The organism is Lysobacter arenosi (genome assembly GCF_016613475.2).
Taxonomy (GTDB): domain Bacteria; phylum Pseudomonadota; class Gammaproteobacteria; order Xanthomonadales; family Xanthomonadaceae; genus Lysobacter_J; species Lysobacter_J arenosi.
On sequence record NZ_CP071517.1, the window covers coordinates 385,402 to 403,586 of the forward strand.

At 67.9% G+C, this 18,185-nt stretch carries 15 protein-coding genes and 2 pseudogenes; 15 read left to right on the forward strand and 2 right to left on the reverse strand.

The genetic code is table 11. The features are described 5' to 3' along the window. Positions 1 to 2: 2 nt before the first annotated feature. Positions 3 to 359 carry a PilZ domain-containing protein gene (locus tag HIV01_RS02020; RefSeq protein ID WP_425600250.1) on the forward strand — a complete coding sequence of 119 codons (357 nt, stop codon included), beginning with the start codon at positions 3 to 5 and terminating at the stop codon, positions 357 to 359. A gap of 105 nt (positions 360 to 464) precedes the next feature. Here the strand turns inward: HIV01_RS02020 and HIV01_RS02025 are convergent, their stop codons facing one another. Then, a complete protein-coding gene (locus tag HIV01_RS02025) occupies positions 465 to 2,519 on the reverse strand; it encodes a 3-hydroxyacyl-CoA dehydrogenase NAD-binding domain-containing protein (protein ID WP_200604598.1) in 2,055 nt (684 codons plus the stop codon). A gap of 278 nt (positions 2,520 to 2,797) precedes the next feature. Between HIV01_RS02025 and rpoE the strand changes: the two genes are divergently transcribed. The 9 genes and pseudogenes from rpoE (at position 2,798) to recO (ending at position 11,775) form a co-directional block, all read left to right on the forward strand. Then, positions 2,798 to 3,403, forward strand: a complete 606-nt coding sequence (gene rpoE / locus HIV01_RS02030) for an RNA polymerase sigma factor RpoE (protein WP_425600251.1) — start codon at positions 2,798 to 2,800, stop codon at positions 3,401 to 3,403. Then, positions 3,400 to 4,317 (forward strand): sigma-E factor negative regulatory protein, encoded by a 918-nt coding sequence (locus tag HIV01_RS02035; RefSeq protein ID WP_200604600.1) that lies wholly within the window; start codon positions 3,400 to 3,402, stop codon positions 4,315 to 4,317. The genes rpoE and HIV01_RS02035 overlap by 4 nt, the downstream gene beginning before the upstream one ends. Positions 4,318 to 4,429: 112 nt before the next feature. Then, on the forward strand, positions 4,430 to 5,947 hold the full coding sequence (locus HIV01_RS02040) for a DegQ family serine endoprotease (RefSeq protein ID WP_200604601.1): 1,518 nt from the start codon (positions 4,430 to 4,432) through the stop codon (positions 5,945 to 5,947). Positions 5,948 to 6,110: 163 nt separating this feature from the next. Further along, positions 6,111 to 7,904, forward strand: coding sequence for a translation elongation factor 4 (gene lepA / locus HIV01_RS02045; protein WP_207527053.1), 1,794 nt, complete (start codon positions 6,111 to 6,113; stop codon positions 7,902 to 7,904). 213 nt (positions 7,905 to 8,117) lie between these two features. Further along, a pseudogene (gene lepB / locus HIV01_RS02050) lies at positions 8,118 to 8,904 on the forward strand (signal peptidase I). Between the two features lie 98 nt (positions 8,905 to 9,002). Continuing rightward, positions 9,003 to 9,384: pseudogene (locus HIV01_RS02055) on the forward strand (DUF4845 domain-containing protein). Continuing rightward, positions 9,377 to 10,039 carry a ribonuclease III gene (rnc, locus tag HIV01_RS02060; RefSeq protein WP_200604605.1) on the forward strand — a complete coding sequence of 221 codons (663 nt, stop codon included), beginning with the start codon at positions 9,377 to 9,379 and terminating at the stop codon, positions 10,037 to 10,039. The pseudogene HIV01_RS02055 and the gene rnc overlap by 8 nt, the downstream one beginning before the upstream one ends. An 81-nt stretch (positions 10,040 to 10,120) precedes the next feature. After that, positions 10,121 to 11,017 carry a GTPase Era gene (era, locus tag HIV01_RS02065; protein ID WP_200604606.1) on the forward strand — a complete coding sequence of 299 codons (897 nt, stop codon included), beginning with the start codon at positions 10,121 to 10,123 and terminating at the stop codon, positions 11,015 to 11,017. Further along, on the forward strand, positions 11,017 to 11,775 hold the full coding sequence (gene recO, locus HIV01_RS02070; protein WP_200604607.1) for a DNA repair protein RecO: 759 nt from the start codon (positions 11,017 to 11,019) through the stop codon (positions 11,773 to 11,775). The genes era and recO overlap by 1 nt, the downstream gene beginning before the upstream one ends. 30 nt (positions 11,776 to 11,805) lie before the next feature. On the opposite strand, the gene HIV01_RS02075 is transcribed toward recO, so the two are convergent. Further along, positions 11,806 to 12,558 (reverse strand): response regulator, encoded by a 753-nt coding sequence (locus tag HIV01_RS02075; protein ID WP_200604608.1) that lies wholly within the window; start codon positions 12,556 to 12,558, stop codon positions 11,806 to 11,808. Between the two features lie 33 nt (positions 12,559 to 12,591). Here HIV01_RS02075 and HIV01_RS02080 point away from each other — a divergent pair, with 33 nt between their 5' ends. From HIV01_RS02080 to HIV01_RS02100, 5 genes are all read left to right on the forward strand, one after another. Beyond that, positions 12,592 to 14,625: a translocation/assembly module TamB domain-containing protein gene (locus HIV01_RS02080; RefSeq protein WP_200604609.1), complete on the forward strand. Its 2,034-nt coding sequence runs from the start codon at positions 12,592 to 12,594 to the stop codon at positions 14,623 to 14,625. A 63-nt stretch (positions 14,626 to 14,688) separates the two neighbouring features. Continuing rightward, positions 14,689 to 15,315 (forward strand): DUF1318 domain-containing protein, encoded by a 627-nt coding sequence (locus HIV01_RS02085; RefSeq protein ID WP_200604610.1) that lies wholly within the window; start codon positions 14,689 to 14,691, stop codon positions 15,313 to 15,315. Between the two features lie 137 nt (positions 15,316 to 15,452). Then, the gene (rlmD, locus tag HIV01_RS02090) at positions 15,453 to 16,784 is read left to right on the forward strand and encodes a 23S rRNA (uracil(1939)-C(5))-methyltransferase RlmD (RefSeq protein WP_200604611.1); all 1,332 of its coding nucleotides are present in this window, start codon (positions 15,453 to 15,455) and stop codon (positions 16,782 to 16,784) included. Between the two features lie 22 nt (positions 16,785 to 16,806). Then, on the forward strand, positions 16,807 to 17,331 hold the full coding sequence (locus HIV01_RS02095; protein WP_200604612.1) for a CYTH domain-containing protein: 525 nt from the start codon (positions 16,807 to 16,809) through the stop codon (positions 17,329 to 17,331). 32 nt (positions 17,332 to 17,363) lie between these two features. After that, positions 17,364 to 18,077 carry a DsbA family oxidoreductase gene (locus HIV01_RS02100; protein ID WP_200606305.1) on the forward strand — a complete coding sequence of 238 codons (714 nt, stop codon included), beginning with the start codon at positions 17,364 to 17,366 and terminating at the stop codon, positions 18,075 to 18,077. Positions 18,078 to 18,185: the final 108 nt, after the last annotated feature.

An 18,185-nucleotide genomic window follows, 5' to 3' on the forward strand; every position in this document is an offset into this window, starting at 1 on the left:
GCATGAATTCAGCAGGTGGCGCGCGCCAGGGCATCCTGTCCTGCGCGATCAAGGACAAGGCGCAGCTGTACAGCGCGTACATGCCGTTCCTCAAGGGCGGTGGTGTGTTCGTGGCCACGCCCAAGCGTTACTTCCTCGGCGACGAGGTGTTCCTGTTGCTGACGCTGCCGGAGTCGAACGAGCGCCTGCCGGTCGCCGGCAAGGTGGTCTGGGTGACGCCGGTCGGTGCGCAGGGCAATCGTCCGGCCGGCATCGGCGTGCAGTTCGCCGAGACGGCCGAGGGTGAGACGGTCAGGGGCAAGATCGAGGCGCTGCTGGCCGGCTCGCTCAACGCGGAGCGGGCGACGCACACGATGTGACGTCCGTCGTCCCGGCGAACGCCGGGACCCAGGCCCGCACCTCATCAGCATTGTCACCTGATCCCGGCGATTGCCGGGATCCATGGACGTTGCCCAACGTTTCAATCAGCTACGCAGCGCCCCGCTGTCCCAGCCCGGGCGCGGTGCGAATCGATCGCCGTAACGCGCATGCAACTGCTGCAGTCGCGTCAGCAGCGCATCGGCGCCGGTTTCGCGGATGTACTGGATCGGGCCGCCACGGAACGGTGCAAATCCGGTACCGAAGATCACGCCGGCATCGAGCAGGTCGGCATCGCTGACCACGCCGTCGTGCAGGCATGCGACCGCTTCGTTGAGCAGCGGCAGGATCAGGCGGTCTTCCAGGTCCGACGGGGTCTGGTAGTCCTTGGGCAGCGCAGGCTTGATCGCCTTGCCGTTCTCCCACTTGTACAGGCCTTGCCCGTCCTTCTTGCCACGCTTGCCCTGCTGGGGCGGCGTCGCCAGCGAAGAGGGGATCGGCAGGCCGAGGAACGGCGCCAGTTCGCCGCCGACGCCGGAAGCGACGTCGAGGCCAACGGTATCGATCAGTTCGATCGGGCCCATCGGCATGCCGAACTTCACCGCGGCCTTGTCGATCGCCGCACCCGGGATGCCTTCGGCGTACGCGGTCGCGGCCTCGAGCATGTAGGGGAACAGCACGCGGTTGACCAGGAAGCCCGGCGTTCCTGCCACCGGTACCGGCAGCTTGTCGATCGCCTTGCAGAACGCTGCCAGGCGCTGCTGGGTCTGCGGTGCGACGCGGTCGTGGTGGATGATTTCCACCAGCGGCATCAATGCCACCGGGTTGAAGTAGTGCAGGCCGGCGAAGTGCGCCGGGCGACCGATGTGCTCGCGCAGTTCGGTCAGCGGAATCGACGAGGTGTTGGTGGTCAGCAGCGCGTCGAACTTCATGCGCGGCTCGAGTTCGGCGTAGAGCTCACGCTTGGCCTCGGCCTTCTCGATGATCGCCTCGATCACCAGGTCGGCACTGCCGACGCCTTCGCCGGCGAGGTCGCCCTTCAGGCGCGCGGCCACGTCCATGCGCTTGGCTTCGTCCTTGACCTTCTTCTCGAACAGCGTCTGCGCGCGCGTCAACGCGCCATCGATGAAGCGCTGCTCGCGGTCCTGCAGGGTGACGTTGAAGCCCTTGTAGGCCGACCATGCGGCGATGTCGCCGCCCATCACGCCGGCGCCGACGACATGGACATGGCTGATGCCGTGTTCCTTGCTGCCCTGGCCCTTGAGCCGCTCCTGCAGGAAGAACACGCGGATCAGGTTGCGCGCGGTCGGCGTCGAAGCCAGCTTCACCACCGACTTGCGCTCGGCCGACAGCAGGTTCTGGATTCCGCCGCCGCTGTTGGCCCAGGTGTTGATCAACGCGTACGGCGCCGGGTAATGCTCCTTGCGCGCCTTGCGTGCAACCTGCTTGGTCAGCATCGGCGCGAGCAGCTTGCGCGCGGGCAGGGTGTTGGTCGCCCACGCCAGCGCGCGCTGCTTGAACGGGCGCTGGCTGCCGCGCAGTGCGTAGGCGGCGGCAACATCAATCAGGCTGGACGCATCGGTGACCTTGTCGACCAGGCCATTGGCGCGCGCGGCCGAAGCCGACAGCGTGCGGCCGGTCAGCATCATGTCGAACGCGGCCGGCGCACCGATCAGGCGCGGCAGGCGCACGCTGCCGCCCCAGCCGGGGTAGATGCCCAGCTTCACTTCCGGCAGGCCGATGCGGGTGGAGGGGTCGTTGCTGGCGACGCGATAGCGGCAGGCCAGGGCGATCTCGGTGCCGCCACCCATGCAGAAGCCGTGGATCGCCGCGACGGTCGGGCAGGGCAGTTCGGCCAGGCGCTGGAAGGTCTGCTGACCGCGGCGGATCGCATCGCCGACCGTGCCCTTGGCATCGAAGGTCTGGAATTCCTTGATGTCGGCGCCGGCGATGAAGCCCGAGGCCTTGGCCGAGCGCAGCACCAGGCCCTTGGGCGGATCCAGCGCCAGGCGCTCGATCAGCGTGTCCAGTTCGATCAGGACGTCCTGGGCAAAGGTGTTGACCGGCGCGCCGGCGCGGTCGAACGACAGCACCAGCACACCATCGGCACGCAGCTCGGTCTGCCAGTGCTGGAAGCGAAGACCGTCAAGGCCAGCAATCATTCGGCACCATTCGTTCAGGTATGGAGAGAACGCTATCATCCCGAGGATGTTTCCCCGGCGTCAAATCGAGTGTCGCCGTTGCCGCGCTGAAATCGCGTGAGGTGACCGTTCGCGGTCGCCGCCGCAGCGTCCGCCAGGCCCCTGACCCTTGGCGCTTGCGGCCTGAAGGGCCCGACCCCATTAATGATCGTGATTGAACTTTCCCCCGACAGGGTTGTCCCATTGTTCGGCCATGGCCGAGCCCACAGGAGTGCCGGCGCGGTATGGCCGAATTAGTGTTGTCCAAAGACGTGGAGTTGGACCAGGAGCTGGTCGAGCGTGTCCAGCGCGGCGACAGTGCGGCCTTCGATGCGCTGGTGCGCAAGTACCAGCATCGGATCACCGCATTGATCGGGCGCTACATACCCGACTGGAGCGAATGCCAGGACGTTGCCCAGGAAACCTTCATACGCGCCTACCGGGCGCTGCCGAATTTCCGCGGTGATGCCCAGTTCTATACGTGGTTGCACCGGATCGCCGTGAACACTGCAAAGAATTACCTGGTTGCACAGAACCGCAGGCCTCCGACCGACGACATCGACGCCGGCGATGCCGAGCAGTTCGACACGGGCACCCGCCTGCGCGACACCGACACACCGGAACATGAACTGTTGCGGCAGGAAATTGAACGCACGCTCATGCGCGTGGTCGAAGCCCTGCCGGAAGAACTGCGGACCGCCATCACCATGCGCGAGATGGACGGCCTGAGCTACGAGGAAATCGCGCAGAAGATGGGCTGTCCCATCGGCACCGTCCGTTCGCGCATCTTCCGTGCGCGCGAAGCGATCGATGCCGAACTTCGGCCACTGCTCGACAACGACTCTGCGGAAGCTTCGAAGCGATGAATACTCCAGGCACTGACGAACGCGGCTTTGACGAACGCGAGAACCTCTGCGCGCTGTTCGACGGCGAACTGCAGGGCGACGCCGCCCGCTTCGCTCTGAGGCGGCTTGGACACGACGCGCAATGGCGCCAGGCCTGCGGCCGCTGGCAGCTGTATGGCGACGTGTTGCGTGGCCAGGCCACGGCGATCGCAAGCAGCAGCTTCGCCGACCGTGTCGCTCAGGCGATTGCGCAGGAGCCGGTACTGGCCCCTGTCGCCTCGACGGCGACGTCGGTCAGCCCCCGGCGCAGCGCGGCTGCCAGCCGGCGCGGCTGGATCGGCGGTGCGCTGGCGGCCTCGGTAGCGGTTGCCGCCCTGTTCGTGACCCGGCCGTTCTCCAGCGAGACGGCGCCGGCTGCCGCGGATGGCGCGACCACGCAGGTGGCGGCCGCAGCCACGGTGCCGGACGTTCCTGCGCCGAGCGTGCCTTCACCCGGCGTGCCGGACGCACCCGACCACCAGGCCGGCCTCAGCGCTGCCGCGGTAGCGGCGGTGGAAGTGCCGCGTCGCGCCGCCGAGCGTCGCTCCACGCGCAGCCAGAGCCAGCGCGCCGCGCTGCGCGCCAGCCGCCAGGCCCGCATGCCGGCCCCGGCCACTGCCGTCGCGTCGGCGGCTCCGCTGGTTGCCCATGCGGCACTCGCCTCGACCGAGGGCGCTGCCGTCACCGCGAAACCGTTTCAGCCCGAACACCCCGAAGTCACGGCCAGGCCCTGGCCTCGAGCCGTCCTGCCGCAGTACTCCGGCAACGCCGGACTCACCGCCAGTTATGGCAGTGGGGCGTCGTCGCCTTCGTTCTATCCGTTTGAACCGAGCCTGGCGGCGCCGGCGACCAACCCGACCGCGGCCGAGGTCGAGTCGACCGCGCCGCAGCGCTGAATCATCCGCGCGCCGTCTCGACGGCGCGCACACCCGCTGTCGCACAGTCTCGACGGTGCGACCGACCGCCATCCTCCCTACTGCAATCCGATCTCTCCCGAGGCCGAATTCGATGAACCGTCCGCTTCGTTCACTCGCGCTGGTTACCGCCCTCGCCGCTTCGCTGCCGGTCGCCTGCACCGCCCAGCCGCCCGCCACGCCGATCGCACCGCCGCCTGCGGCGACGCCGGCCGCACCGCTGGTCAGCGGCCTGCCGGACTTCACCAACCTGGTCCAGCGGGTCGGGCCGGCCGTGGTCAACATCCAGGCCGAGGCCGCGCCGCAGCGCAATGTGCGCGGCGCACCGGACGATGAACAGATTCCCGAGATCTTCCGCCGCTTCTTCGGCGACGACATGCCCTTCCCGGGCGGTCCCGGCGGTCCGCGCGGCCCGCGTGGTGGCGGAACCTCGATGGGCAGCGGCTTCCTGATGTCGGCCGATGGTTACGTGATGACCAACCACCATGTCGTCGAAGGCGCCGACACGGTCACGGTCAAGCTGTCCGACCGCCGCGAGTTCACCGCCAAGGTGATCGGCAGCGACGAACAGTCCGACGTCGCGCTGCTCAAGATCGACGCCAAGGGCCTGCCGTTCCTGCGCATGGCCAATGCCAACTCGACCAAGGCCGGGCAGTGGGTGATCGCGATCGGTTCGCCGTTCGGCCTGGATCATTCGGTCACCGCCGGCATCGTCAGTGCGGTTGGCCGCAGCAATCCGTACGCCAACCAGCGCTACGTGCCCTTCATCCAGACCGACGTCGCGATCAACCAGGGCAACTCCGGTGGCCCGCTGCTCAACACCAGCGGTGAAGTGGTCGGCATCAATTCGCAGATCTTCAGCAACTCCGGCGGCTACATGGGCGTGAGCTTCGCCATCCCGATCGATGTTGCGATGGGCGCGGCCGAGCAGTTGCGCGCGACCGGCAAGGTCAGTCGCGGCCAGCTTGGCGTGCAGGTGCAGCAGATCACCAGCGAGTCGGCCAAGGGCCTGGGCCTGCCCGACAGTCGCGGTGCGCTGATCGCCGATGTGCTGCCCGGCAGCCCGGCCGAGAAGGCCGGCATCGAGCGCGGCGACGTGATCCGTGCCGTCGATGGCCGCGACATCAACGAATCCAGCGACCTGCCGCCGATCATCGGTTCGATGGCGCCGGGCACCAAGGCCAAGGTCAGCGTGTTCCGCAATGGCCGCAACGTCGATCTGTCGGTCGTGGTCGACGAGCTCGACGCCACGGTGGCCGACGGTTCCGGTTCGCCGCGGCCGTCGATTGGCGGTGGCGAGTCGCGCCCGTCCGCTGGCAACACCTTGGGCCTGGTCGGCCAGGACCTGAGCAGCAGCGATCGCCAGCGGCTGGGCCTGCGCGGCAACGAGGGCGTGCTGGTGCGCAACCCCGGCGACGCCGCGGCCGAGGCCGGACTGCGCCCGGGTGACGTGGTGCTGTCGGTGGGTCGCAACTCGGTCGCCAGTGCCTCGGCGCTGGACCGCGAGCTGGCCTCGGTCAAGCCGGGCCAGACCGTGATGCTGCTGGTGCGCCGCCAGGGCGGCACCCAGTTCATTGCCGTGACCGCCGACGACGCCGCCAAGGCGGGCTGAGTCCGGCCTGTCCTGCGCTTGTCCTGTCAAACCTTGCGCGCCTGCCGCCCGGCCGGCGCGTCTGGGCAGGGCCGCCTGGAGGGGGTTGGACCGGTGCAAGCGGGCCGTATGCGATAATCGCGCGTTGATTTTCCAGGAACCGGCTAGCCTCGCGCGGCCCCGCATGCAGCAGATCAGAAACTTTTCCATCATTGCCCACGTCGACCACGGCAAATCGACCCTGGCCGACCGCATCATCCAGCTCTGTGGCGGCCTCGAAGCCCGCGAGATGGAAGCGCAGGTCCTGGACTCCAATCCGATCGAGCGCGAGCGCGGCATCACCATCAAGGCGCAGTCCGTGTCCCTGCCGTACAAGGCCAAGGACGGGCTGACCTATTTCCTGAATTTCATCGACACACCCGGCCACGTCGACTTCAGCTATGAGGTCAGCCGCTCGCTGGCCGCCTGCGAAGGCGCGCTGCTGGTGGTCGATGCTGCCCAGGGCGTGGAAGCGCAGTCGGTCGCCAACTGCTACACCGCGGTGGAGCAGGGCCTGGAAGTGGTGCCGGTGCTCAACAAGATCGACCTGCCCACGGCCGACATCGAGCGCGCCAAGGCCGAGATCGAGGCGGTGATCGGCATCGACGCCGAGGACGCCGTGGCGATCAGCGCCAAGACCGGCCTGAACGTCGTCGACGTGCTCGAGGCGATCGTCCACCGCATCCCGCCGCCGAAGCCGCGTGACACCGACAAGCTGCAGGCGCTGATCATCGACTCCTGGTTCGACAACTACCTGGGCGTGGTCTCGCTGGTGCGCGTGATGCAGGGCGAGATCAAGCCCGGTGACAAGCTGCTGGTCATGTCGACCGGCCGCACCCACCAGGTCGACAAGGTCGGCGTGTTCACCCCCAAGCGCAAGGACCTGCCCAAGCTGGGCGCCGGCGAAGTGGGCTGGATCCATGCCGCGATCAAGGACGTGCACGGCGCGCCGGTCGGCGACACGCTGACCTCGGCGACCGACCCGGCGTCCAAGCCGCTGCCGGGCTTCCAGGAAATGCAGCCGCGCGTGTTCGCCGGCCTGTTCCCGGTCGATGCCGAGGACTACCCGGACCTGCGCGAAGCGCTCGACAAGCTGCGCCTCAACGATGCCGCGCTGCGCTTCGAGCCGGAAAGTTCCGAGGCGATGGGCTTCGGTTTCCGCTGCGGCTTCCTCGGCATGCTGCACATGGAGATCGTGCAGGAGCGCCTGGAGCGCGAGTACAACCTCAACCTCATCAGCACCGCGCCGACGGTGGTCTACGAGGTGCTCAAGACCGACGGCTCGATCGTGTCGATGGACAACCCGGCCAAGCTGCCGCCGGTGAACATGATCGAAGAGGTCCGCGAGCCGATCATCCGCGCCAACATCCTCACGCCGCCCGATTACGTCGGCAACGTGATCACGCTGTGCGAAGAGAAGCGCGGCGTGCAGATCGGCATCCAGTACATGGGTGGCCAGGTGCAGATCAGCTACGAGCTGCCGATGGCCGAAGTCGTGCTCGACTGCTTCGACCGGCTCAAGTCGGTCAGCCGCGGCTACGCCTCGCTGGACTACCACTTCCTGCGTTTCCAGGCCGGCCCGTTCGTGCGCGTTGACACGCTGATCAACGGCGACAAGGTCGATGCGCTCTCGATCATCACCCACCGCAGCCACGCCGACCGCCGCGGTCGCGACCTGTGCGAGCGGATGAAGGAACTGATCCCGCGGCAGATGTTCGACGTCGCCATCCAGGCCGCCGTCGGCTCGCAGATCATCGCCCGCTCCACGGTCAAGGCCATGCGCAAGAACGTGCTGGCCAAGTGCTACGGCGGCGACATCAGCCGCAAGAAGAAGCTCCTCGAGAAGCAGAAAGAGGGCAAGAAGCGCATGAAGCAGGTCGGCCGCGTGGAGATTCCGCAGGAGGCCTTCCTCGCCGTGCTGCAGGTCGACAACAAGTAATGCCGCAACAGGTCGCATCGCAGCAGGGCGTCGCGGCCGCCGGACGGGCGTGCGCAAACGGGCACGCCAGCCGCCTCATGCTGCGCATGACGAACAGCAGATCCCTCGCTATGCTCGGGATGAGAGGTTGCCGGGGGGCGACCCCTCGCCAGTCCATGCTCTTGCGCTCGTCCAATCCCGATTCCCCATTTCCGGCTCTCCCGAGGAGCACGCATGCGTTGGTTTGAAATCATCCTGGTCGTCCTGACCCTGTTCACCGGCCTGGTCTGGCTCCTCGACAAGCTGTGGCTGGCCAAGCGCCGTGCCGCGCGCGAGGGCCTGCTCGACGACGGCAAGGAGCCGGTCGTCATCGACTACTCCAAGGCGTTCTTCCCGGTGCTGGCGGTGGTGCTGATCCTGCGCAGCTTCGTCGCGGAGCCTTTCCGCATCCCGTCCAACTCGATGATGCCGACCCTGCTGACCGGTGACTTCATCCTGGTCAACAAGTTCACCTACGGCCTGCGGTTGCCGATCAACAACCACAAGTTCATCGCCCTGGGCGAGCCGGCGCGGGGCGACGTGGTCGTGTTCCGCCCGCCGCACCATCCTGACCAGGACTGGATCAAGCGCGTGGTCGGCCTGCCGGGCGACCGCGTCGGCTACCACGACAACCAGGTCAGCGTGAATGGGCAGGTGCTGGGCTACGGTCCGGTCGGCGTCTACCAGGGCGTCGGCAACGGCACCGAGATGACCGGGGCCGAGGAGCTGCGCGAGAACCTGCTCGGCCGCGAACACAACGTCCCTGGAGCGGACCAACCTGCCGTTCCTCGACCAGGGCGAGGGCGACTGGGTCGTGCCACCGGGTCACTATTTCGTGATGGGCGACAACCGCGACAACAGCGAGGACAGCCGATACTGGGGCTTCCTGCCGGAGCAGAACCTGCGCGGCAAGGCGTTCCTGATCTGGATGAACTTCGACGGCGGCGTCGACCGTTCACGCATCGGCAGCAGGATCAAGTAATACTTGCCGCGCAATACTGCGCTGGCAGCACCGCCCGGGTCGTCGAAGGGGACTGCGACGACCCGGGGTGACAACACAAAAACCTGGGGATCGTTGAAATGAAGCGTACGCAGAGCGGCATGACCCTGATCGGGTTCGTCATCGTGCTGGCAGTGGCCGGCGTGTTCATCTACATGGGCATGAAGCTCGTTCCGATGTACTCGGGAGTACTACGCCGTGAAGGAGGCACTCAGGGAGCTGTCGAAGGAAGCGGGCATCGCCCAGAAGGATCCGTCCTCGATCAAGGACCTGTTCTTCCGTCGCCTGTACATCAGCTACGCCGAGAACGTGAAGCCGGAAAACGTCAAGATCGCCCGCAAGGATGCCGGTTACACCATGACGGTCGACTACGAAGTACGTCGCCCGCTGATCGCAAACATCGATGTCGTCGGCCATTTCACGGCCGAACAGCTGCTCAATCGCACTGCGTTTGATGAGTGACCGGATCGGCTACCGCTTCAACACCCAGGGCCTGCTCGACCAGGCCCTGACCCACCGCAGCGCCGGTGCGCCGCATAACGAGCGGCTGGAATTCCTCGGCGATGCGCTGGTCAACCTGATCGTCGCTGAGGCGCTTTACACGCATTGGCCGCGCGCCGACGAAGGCGCGCTGACCCGCGCCCGCGCCGAGCTGGTACGCGAGTCGGCCCTGGCGCCGATCTCCCGCGAACTGGAACTCGGCGCCCGCCTGACCCTCGGCCCCGGCGAAATGAAGTCCGGCGGCCATCGCCGCGACTCGATCCTCGCCGACGCACTGGAAGCCGTGATCGGCGCGATCTACCTCGACTCCGACTTCCAGACCTGCCGTGCCGCGGTCCTGCCGTGGTTCGAGGCCGCCATTGCCGCCCTGCCGCCACCGCACAAGGTCGGCAAGGACGCCAAGACGCGCCTGCAGGAATGGCTGCAGGGGCGGCAGAAGCCATTGCCGGTGTACGCCCTGCTCAGCGAGAGCGGGGAGGACCATGCCAAGTCGTTCGTGGTCACCTGCACCCTTGTCCAGCCGCCGTTGCTCACCCAGGGCGAGGCGGGGTCCCGCCGCGCCGCAGAGCAGATCGCGGCGGAAGTGGCGCTGGAGCGCCTGAAGATCGACGACTGAGCGGTTCCGCCGCGAGGGAACCCACGGCCGGGCAGAAGCAATTGTTTGCCCTCAACCCCCCGCGAGCCGACAATCTCCCCAATGAACACCCCCACGCATCGCGCCGGCCACGTCGCCGTCATCGGCCGTCCCAACGTCGGCAAATCCACCCTGGTCAACGCGCTGGTCGGCGCCAAGGTCAGCATCACCTCCAGCCGCCCGCAGACCACCCGCCACCAGTTGCTCGGCATCGCCACCTTCCCGGAAGGCCAGCTGCTGCTGGTCGACACCCCCGGCATCCACCGCGAGCAGAAGCGCGCGATGAACCGGTGGATGAACCGCGCCGCGCGCGGCGCCCTCGAAGGCGTCGATACCGCCGTGCTTGTCGTTCGCGCCGGGCAATGGGAAGACGACGACGCGCTGGCGTATGACGCCTTGAAGAACGCCGGCGTTCCGGTGGTGCTGGTGGTCAACCAGGTCGACAGACTCAAGGACAAGGCCTCGCTGCTGCCGTACCTGGCCAAGGTCAGTGCCGGCCGCGACTTCGCCGGCGTGCACCCGATCTCGGCACTCAAGCGCAGCGGCCTGGAAGCACTGGTCAAGACCGTCCTCGCGCAGTTGCCGGAACAGGAAGCGCTGTACGGCGAAGACGAGATCACCGACAAGAGCCAGCGCTTCCTCGCCGGTGAAATGGTGCGCGAACAGCTGATGCGCCAGCTCGGCGAAGAACTGCCGTATGCCACGACCGTCGAGATCGAGAAGTTCGAGGTCGACGGCAACCTGCTGCGCATCGGCGCGGTGATCTGGGTCGAGCGCGATGGCCAGAAGGCGATCGTGATCGGCAAGGGCGGCGAGCGCCTGCGCGAGATCGGTTCGCGGTCGCGCCAGCAGATGGAGCGCCTGTTCGGCAGCAAGGTGTTCCTGGAAACCTGGGTTCGCGTGCGCGAAGGCTGGTCCGACGACGAAGCGGCGCTGCGGGCGTTTGGCTATCACGATTAGTGCGCCTGAGTAACGAACCGGCATTCGTCCTGCACGCGCGACCGTGGCGCGAAACGAGCTTGCTGGTCGAAGTGCTCAGCGCCAACCACGGACGCCTGGGCCTGGTCGCGCGTGGCGTGCAGGGCCCCAAGCGGCAGGTGCTGCGCGCGGCGTTGCAGCCGCTGCAGTCGATCCGTTTCGACGCGGTGCAGGTGGGCGAACTGGCGCGCCTGGTTTCGGCCGAGGCCACTGACGTCGCGCCGCGACTGGGCGGTGAAGCGATGCTCGCCGGCTTCTATCTCAACGAACTGACGTTGCGCCTGGCGCCGCGCCAGGATCCGGCGCCGGATCTCTACGACGCCTACGCCCTGGCTCGCGCGCGCATCGGCGCCGGCGACGCGCTGGGCTGGACATTGCGTCGTTACGAACGCGATCTGCTCGACGCCCTCGGTTTCGGCTTCGACTGGCACCACGACGGCGACGGCGCGCCGATCGACCCCGCCGCGCGTTACCGGCTGGATCCGGAGTTCGGACCGCGCCGGCTGCTGAGCGACCGCGGCCATGGCGATCGCAGCACGGCCGCCACCGGCCGCGCGCTGCTCGCGTTGGCCGACGACAGCGCGCCTGATCCGGAAGACCAGCAGGGCCTGCGACGGGCGATGCGAGGCGTGCTATCCCACTACCTGGGATCGCGCGGACTGAAGTCCTGGGAAATGCTGGCCGAACTCGGGCGCGTCACTGCCAGGCGCGAAACACCGGATCCGGCAGGCTCCTCGTAGGGCCGCGTCGCATCGCGAGCAAGCTCGCTCCTACAGCGAGTCCATGGTTTCGCGCGCCGCCTGGACGAAGGCTTCGCGCAATCCCGCCGACGCCGGTTCGCGATGCAGTGCCTCCACCGCCGAGCCCAGGCGCAATGCGCCGACGAATCCGCAGCTGGCACGCAGCCGATGCAGGTCGGCGCGCATGGCATCGCTGTCGCCGCGCGCGCTGGCATCTGTGATGGCCTGCAGTGACTTGGGCAGCTCCTGCGCGAACAACCCGCGCAGCGTGTCGACGTGGGTGCGGTTGCCGTTGAGCGCGCGCGCCGCCGCTTCGTAATCCCACAGCGGCAACGGGCCGTCGTCGGCCACCGCGTCAATGCGTGCCGGTCCGCCGGACAAGCCCAGCAACCGGCGCACGGCCGCCTGCACCGTTGCCGCCGGCATCGGCTTGACCAGCGCTTCGCCGAATCCCGCCGCGAGCAGCGCATCGAGAATGGTCGACTCGTGAGCGGCGGTATGCGCCAGTGCCGGCGTATGCGGATGCTTTTCGCGCAGCCGTGCCAGCAGTTCGCTGCCACTGCCGTCGGGCAGGCGGGCATCGATCATCCACAGCGCGTAATCCTGCGAGGATGCCAGCGCCACCGCGGCGGCCACGCTGTCGGCGGCATCAACCTCGGCGGGGACGGCGGCCAAGGCGGCAGCGAGGAAGCTGCGGCTGATCGGATCGTCCTCGACCAGCAATACGCGCGGAGGGGCGGCGTGCGGTGGTGCGGTCCGAGGGGGTTGCTGGTGCGGCGTCATCGCCGATTCGCGTCCTATGGGTATGCTGCGCGGATGTCGCGAGCGATATTACGCCTGCTGCTGGTTTGCCTGCTGTCCGTGCCGTTGGCCACGGGCGCGGCGCATGCGCGCACGGCGCAGGCGCGCATCGCCCGGGTGACGCTGGCGGTGGCGACGATGAGCGACGTGCAGGTCCGCCTGGAATGGCCCGCCGGCTCGTCGCAGGGCGCGCTGGAATTGCGGGCGGGGCGCGTCGAAGCACCGGATCTTGGCTACAGCTACAGCAACGTCACCTGGCGCTGCCCGTTGTCGCGCGACCGCGACCGCTGGCGTTGCGAAGGCGACGTCCGCAGCGGGAACAGCCGGCCTTTGCGCCTGGCATTGGACCTCGACCCGGCGCGCATCGACGGTCGCCTCAGCCAGGGGGGCGGGACCCTCGCCATGCAGCGCCTTGCCGCCACGCCCGACCTGACCCGGATCGACCTGACCCGCGTGCCCGTGGCCTGGGCGCAGGCGCTGCTGGCACAGGCCTGGCCACAGGGCCGGCTCAAGGCAGGCACCGCCACGGGCCGGCTCGACGTGCTCGCGCCGACGAAGGCGCCTCTGCGCGTCAGCGGCCCTCTGAACCTGCAGGGCCTGGCATTCGACACCGCCGACGGCACCGTCGCCGGCGAGAACATCGGCGCCCAGCTCGAAATCGACGGAGAGCTTGCCGCGACCACGCGCGTCGGAATCGAAGGCCAGCTGCACGGCGGCGAGATGCTGTTCGGCAACGCCTACCTGGCGCTGCAGCAGCGCCGCGTCGACCTGGCGATACAGGCCGAGCAGCACGAAGGCGGCGGGTGGGAGCTGCCGAAGCTTGCCTGGAACGATCGCGGCGTCCTGCGCATCGACGCCCGCGCCGCGCTCGACCCGCAGATGCAATTGCGCACGCTCGACCTGCGTGCGCACAGCGCAAACCTCGCACCGTTGCGCGACGGCTACCTCACCGGTTTCCTCGGCCTGGCCGGACTGGGTGAGCTGCAACTCGGCGGCGCCGCCGACGGACGCGTGCGGATCGAACGCGGCGAACTGCGCGAGGCCGATTTCAATCTCGATTCAGTGGTGGTCGACGACCCGCGCGGGCGCTTCCGCTTCGATGGCCTGGAAGGCGATGTGCGCTATTCCGCCAGCGCAACGCGGGATAGCGAACTGCGCTGGAGCGGCGGCGCGCTGCATGGCCTGGCATTCGGCCAGGCGCGCCTGCCAATGCGCAGCACTGACGGCGTGCTGCAACTCACCCAGCCGGTGTCGATGCCGTTGCTGGGCGGGCGCGCCGGATTTGATCACTTCCAGATCAAGCCGCCGGCGGCGGACAAGGGCCTGGAAATACGCTTCGGCCTGGAACTGGAGCAGCTCGATGTCGCCCAGCTTTCCACCGCACTGGGCTGGCCTGCCTTTACCGGCCAGCTGACCGGCCACATCCCCGAGGCGCGCTATGCCGACGACCGCCTCGACTTCGAAGGCGGCCTGGCGATGGAGTTGTTCGGCGGCACGGTGCAGGTGTCGTCGCTGGCGATGGAGCGTCCGTTCGGCGTCGCACCGACGCTGTCGTCGGACATCGCCTTCGACGACATCGACCTGGAATCGCTGACCGGCGTACTCGGCTTCGGCACGATCACCGGCAAGCTCGACGGCCGCATCGCCGACCTGCGCCTGGTCGACTGGCAACCCGTGGCATTCACGTCCTACCTGCAGACCGACGCCGCCGCCGCCAAGGCCGACGGCGTGCGCCAGCGCGTCAGCCAGCGCGCCGTGCAGGACCTGTCGAGCGTCAGTGATGCCTCGTTCGTCAGTGGCCTGCAGGCGCAGCTGATCGGGTTCTTCGACGACTTCGGCTATCGCGAGATCGGCATCGCCTGTCGGCTGGTCGACGAGGTCTGCGAAATGGAAGGGCTGGGTTCAGCCGGCCCGGGATTTATTATTGTCGAAGGTTCCGGCCTGCCGCGCCTGAGCGTGGTTGGTTTCAACCGCCGCGTCGACTGGCCGACGTTGCTCGAACGCCTGGTCGCGGCCAGCAGCGGCGACGTCAAACCGGTCTTCGAGTAAGGTAGCCCACGCTTCAATCCGCGCAGTGCGACTGCCGCGGACACCGATCAAAGGAGAACTGACATGCGCCGTTGGATGGGGGTACCGGTCGCCGCCGTGATGCTGACTGCCTGCGTCACGATCAACGTCTACTTCCCGGCTGCCGAAGCCAAGGAAGCGGCCAAGGAATTCGTCGAGAAGGTCATCGGCGACGAAGCCCAGCAGTCCCAGCCCAAGCCGCAGGACAAGCCCGGCGGGCAGAGTGCATCGCTGAATCCGCAACGGTCCGATTCGCTGGCGCTGCGCATCGACTGGCTGTCGCTGGTCGGCATCGGCACGGCACAGGCGCAGGACCAGCCGGACATCAACATCAAGACGCCGGCGATCCAGGCGATCCAGTCGCGCATGGCCTCGCGCTTCGACAGCCAGCTGCGTGCGCATTTCGATTCCGGCGCGCTCGGCTTCGCCAACGACGGCACGATCAGCGTCCGCGACGCGTCCAAGATCCCGCTGCCCGAGCGCGTGGGCGTCAACCAGGCGGTCGCCGAGCAGGGCCGTGACGCCAAGGCCGTCTACCGCGAGATCGCGGTGGCCAACAACCATCCCGAATGGGAGCAGCAGATCCGCGCCGTGTTCGCGCGCCAGTGGATCGACAGCGCCCGCGGCGGCTGGTGGGTGCAGGACGCCGGTGGCGGCTGGAAGCAGAAGTAAGAAGCAATAGAAGCAAAGCACCAAAGCCCTCCCCCCTGCGGGGGAGGGACGAGCTGCGTGGCAGCCAGGGAGAGGGGTAGGGGCGCGCTATCTGCGACAATAGCCGGTCCCCTAGCTTCGCGTTCACGCCAGCCGCTGTGGCCCGCATAGATCAGACCCCCTTCGAAGTACAAATCACCGGACTCACCCACGACGGCCGCGGCGTAGCCCGCCGGCCCGATGGCAAGGCCGTGTTCGTCGCCGGTGCATTGCCGGGCGAGCGCGTCATGGCCTCGCAGACCGGCCGCCACCGCAGTTTCGATGAAGCCCGCACGGTCGACGTGCTGGAGGCGGCGCCCGAGCGCGTCGATCCGCGCTGCCCGCACTTCGGCACCTGCAGCGGCTGCGCCCTGCAGCACTATGCCGAGGACAAGCAGATCCTCGCCAAGCAGAACGTGCTGATGGAGAACTTCGAGCGCATCGGCCATGTCACGCCCGAGCGCATCCTCGCGCCCTTGACCGATGCGTCCTGGGGCTACCGCCGCAAGGGCCGGTTCTCGGTGCGCCGCGTCGAGAAGAAGGACAAGACCCTGGTCGGGTTCCGCGAAACCGATCCGCGTTTCGTCGCCGACCTGCGCGAATGCCACACGGTGATCCCGCAGATCGGCGAAAGCATCGGCGCGCTCGCCGCGCTGGTCGACGGCTTGCAGGCACGACGCGAAATTCCGCAGATCGAGTTCATCGCCGGCGACCCGACGCCGGACTTCAGCGGCATCGCGTTGACGATCCGCCACCTGGTGCCCCTGACCGATGCCGACAAGGACGCCCTCGTCGCCTTCGGCAAGGCGCACGGCTTCGCGATCTTCCTGCAACCGGCCGGCGTCGACAGCGTCCACCCGTTGTGGCCGGCCGAACCCAGGCTCGCCTTCAGCCTGGAACAGTGGAACCTGGAGTTCCTGTTCCGTCCGCTCGACTTCATCCAGGTCAACGCCGGCCTCAACGGCAAGATGATCCAGCATGCGATCGACCTGCTGCAGCCGCAGCCGGGTGACCGCGTGCTCGACCTGTTCGCCGGCCTGGGCAACTTCACGCTGCCGCTGGCGCGCCAGGTGCGCGAAGTGGTCGGCGTGGAAGGCGAGGCGGGGCTGGTGCGCCGCGCGCGCGAGAATGCCGCGCACAACGGCATCGCCAACGCCGACTTCCATGCCGCCGACCTGGCCAAGGACCTCAGTGGCGAGTCGTGGATGAAGCAGGGCTTCGACAAGCTGCTGCTCGACCCGCCGCGTTCAGGCGCGGACGTGGTGCTGGCGCAGCTTCCGCTGAAACAGTTCGGGCGCATCGTCTACGTCAGCTGCCATCCGGCCTCACTGGCGCGCGATGCCGGGTACCTGGTCAATGAGCGCGGCTGGAAACTGCGTGCCGCGGGCGTGATGGACATGTTCCCGCACACCGCGCACGTGGAATCGATCGCGATGTTCGAACCGGGCTGATCGGAAACTTTCGGAGATTCGCATGGGTATCGAAATCGAACGCAAGTTCCTGGTCACCGGTGACGGCTGGCGCGCGGCCGCGCGCGAAGTCGTGCCGATGGCGCAGGGGTACATCAATGACCAGGCCGCCATGGACAGCGGTGCGATGAGGGCCTCGGTGCGCGTGCGCATCGCCGGTGACGAGGCCTTCCTCAACCTCAAGTCGCGCGAACTCGGCCACACCCGCCAGGAGTTCGACTACCCGATTCCGGTCGACGATGCGCGCGGCCTGCTGGCGCTGTGCGTCGGTGGCCTGGTCGACAAGCGCCGCCATTACGTCGAGCACGAAGGCCACCTGTGGGAGGTCGACGAGTTCCTCGGTGACAACGCCGGACTGGTGGTGGCAGAGATCGAGCTTTCATCGGCGGACGAGGCGTTCGCCCGGCCGGCGTGGATCGGCGCGGAAGTCACCGAAGCGGTGCGCTATTACAACCTCGCCCTCGCCACGCGGCCTTATTCGCAGTGGAGCGAGAGCGAGCGTTCCGGCGCGGTTGCATCGACCCACTGAGCCCCCATCTTGGCACCATGAACAACAAACCCCTGCGCATCGATATCTGGTCCGACGTGGTCTGCCCCTGGTGCTGGATCGGCAAGCAACGCCTGCGCACGGCGCTGGCGCAACTGGGCGAAGCCGGGCAGAACGCCGATATCCACTGGCACGCATTCCAGCTCGACCCCGAGTCCGACGAGACCCCGGTCCCGCTGCGAGAGGCATACGAACGCAAGTTCGGCGGCGCCCAGCGCACCGAACAGATCCTCGCGCAGACCCAGGCGGCCGGTCGCGCCGAAGGCCTGCCGTTCGATTTCGGCCGCGGCCAGGTGCGGGTCAACACGCTCAAGGCGCACCGGCTGGTCTGGCTGGCCGGGCAGGAAGGCGACGCCGACAAGGTCGGCGAGGCGCTGTTCCATGCCCATTTCGCCGAAGGCCGCAATCTGGCCGACACGCAGACGCTGGTCGATGCCGGCGCAGCGGGTGGCCTGTCGGAGCAGCGCGTACGCGCGATGCTCGATTCCGACGAGGGCCTGGCCGAAGTGCGTGCACAGCTGGGCCAGGCGCGTGCGCTCGGCATCCAGGCCGTGCCGACGTTCGTCCTCGATGGCCGCCTGGCGGTGCAGGGCGCGCAGACACCGGACGTATTCCGCGATGCCTTCGCCAAGATCGGCATCGCGCCGGCCGTGGCCGCGGCCGACGCGAGCAAGGATGCCGCGGGCAAGGATGACGCCGCCTGCGGACCGGATGGCTGCGCCGTCTGATCGCCTGACCGTTCACAACTGAATCAGCCAGTTCGCGGGGCTGCCGCGGCCGGCCATCTGCGCGACAATGCGGGGCCGCGCCCTGGCGTGGCCCCCATTGCCTGGAGT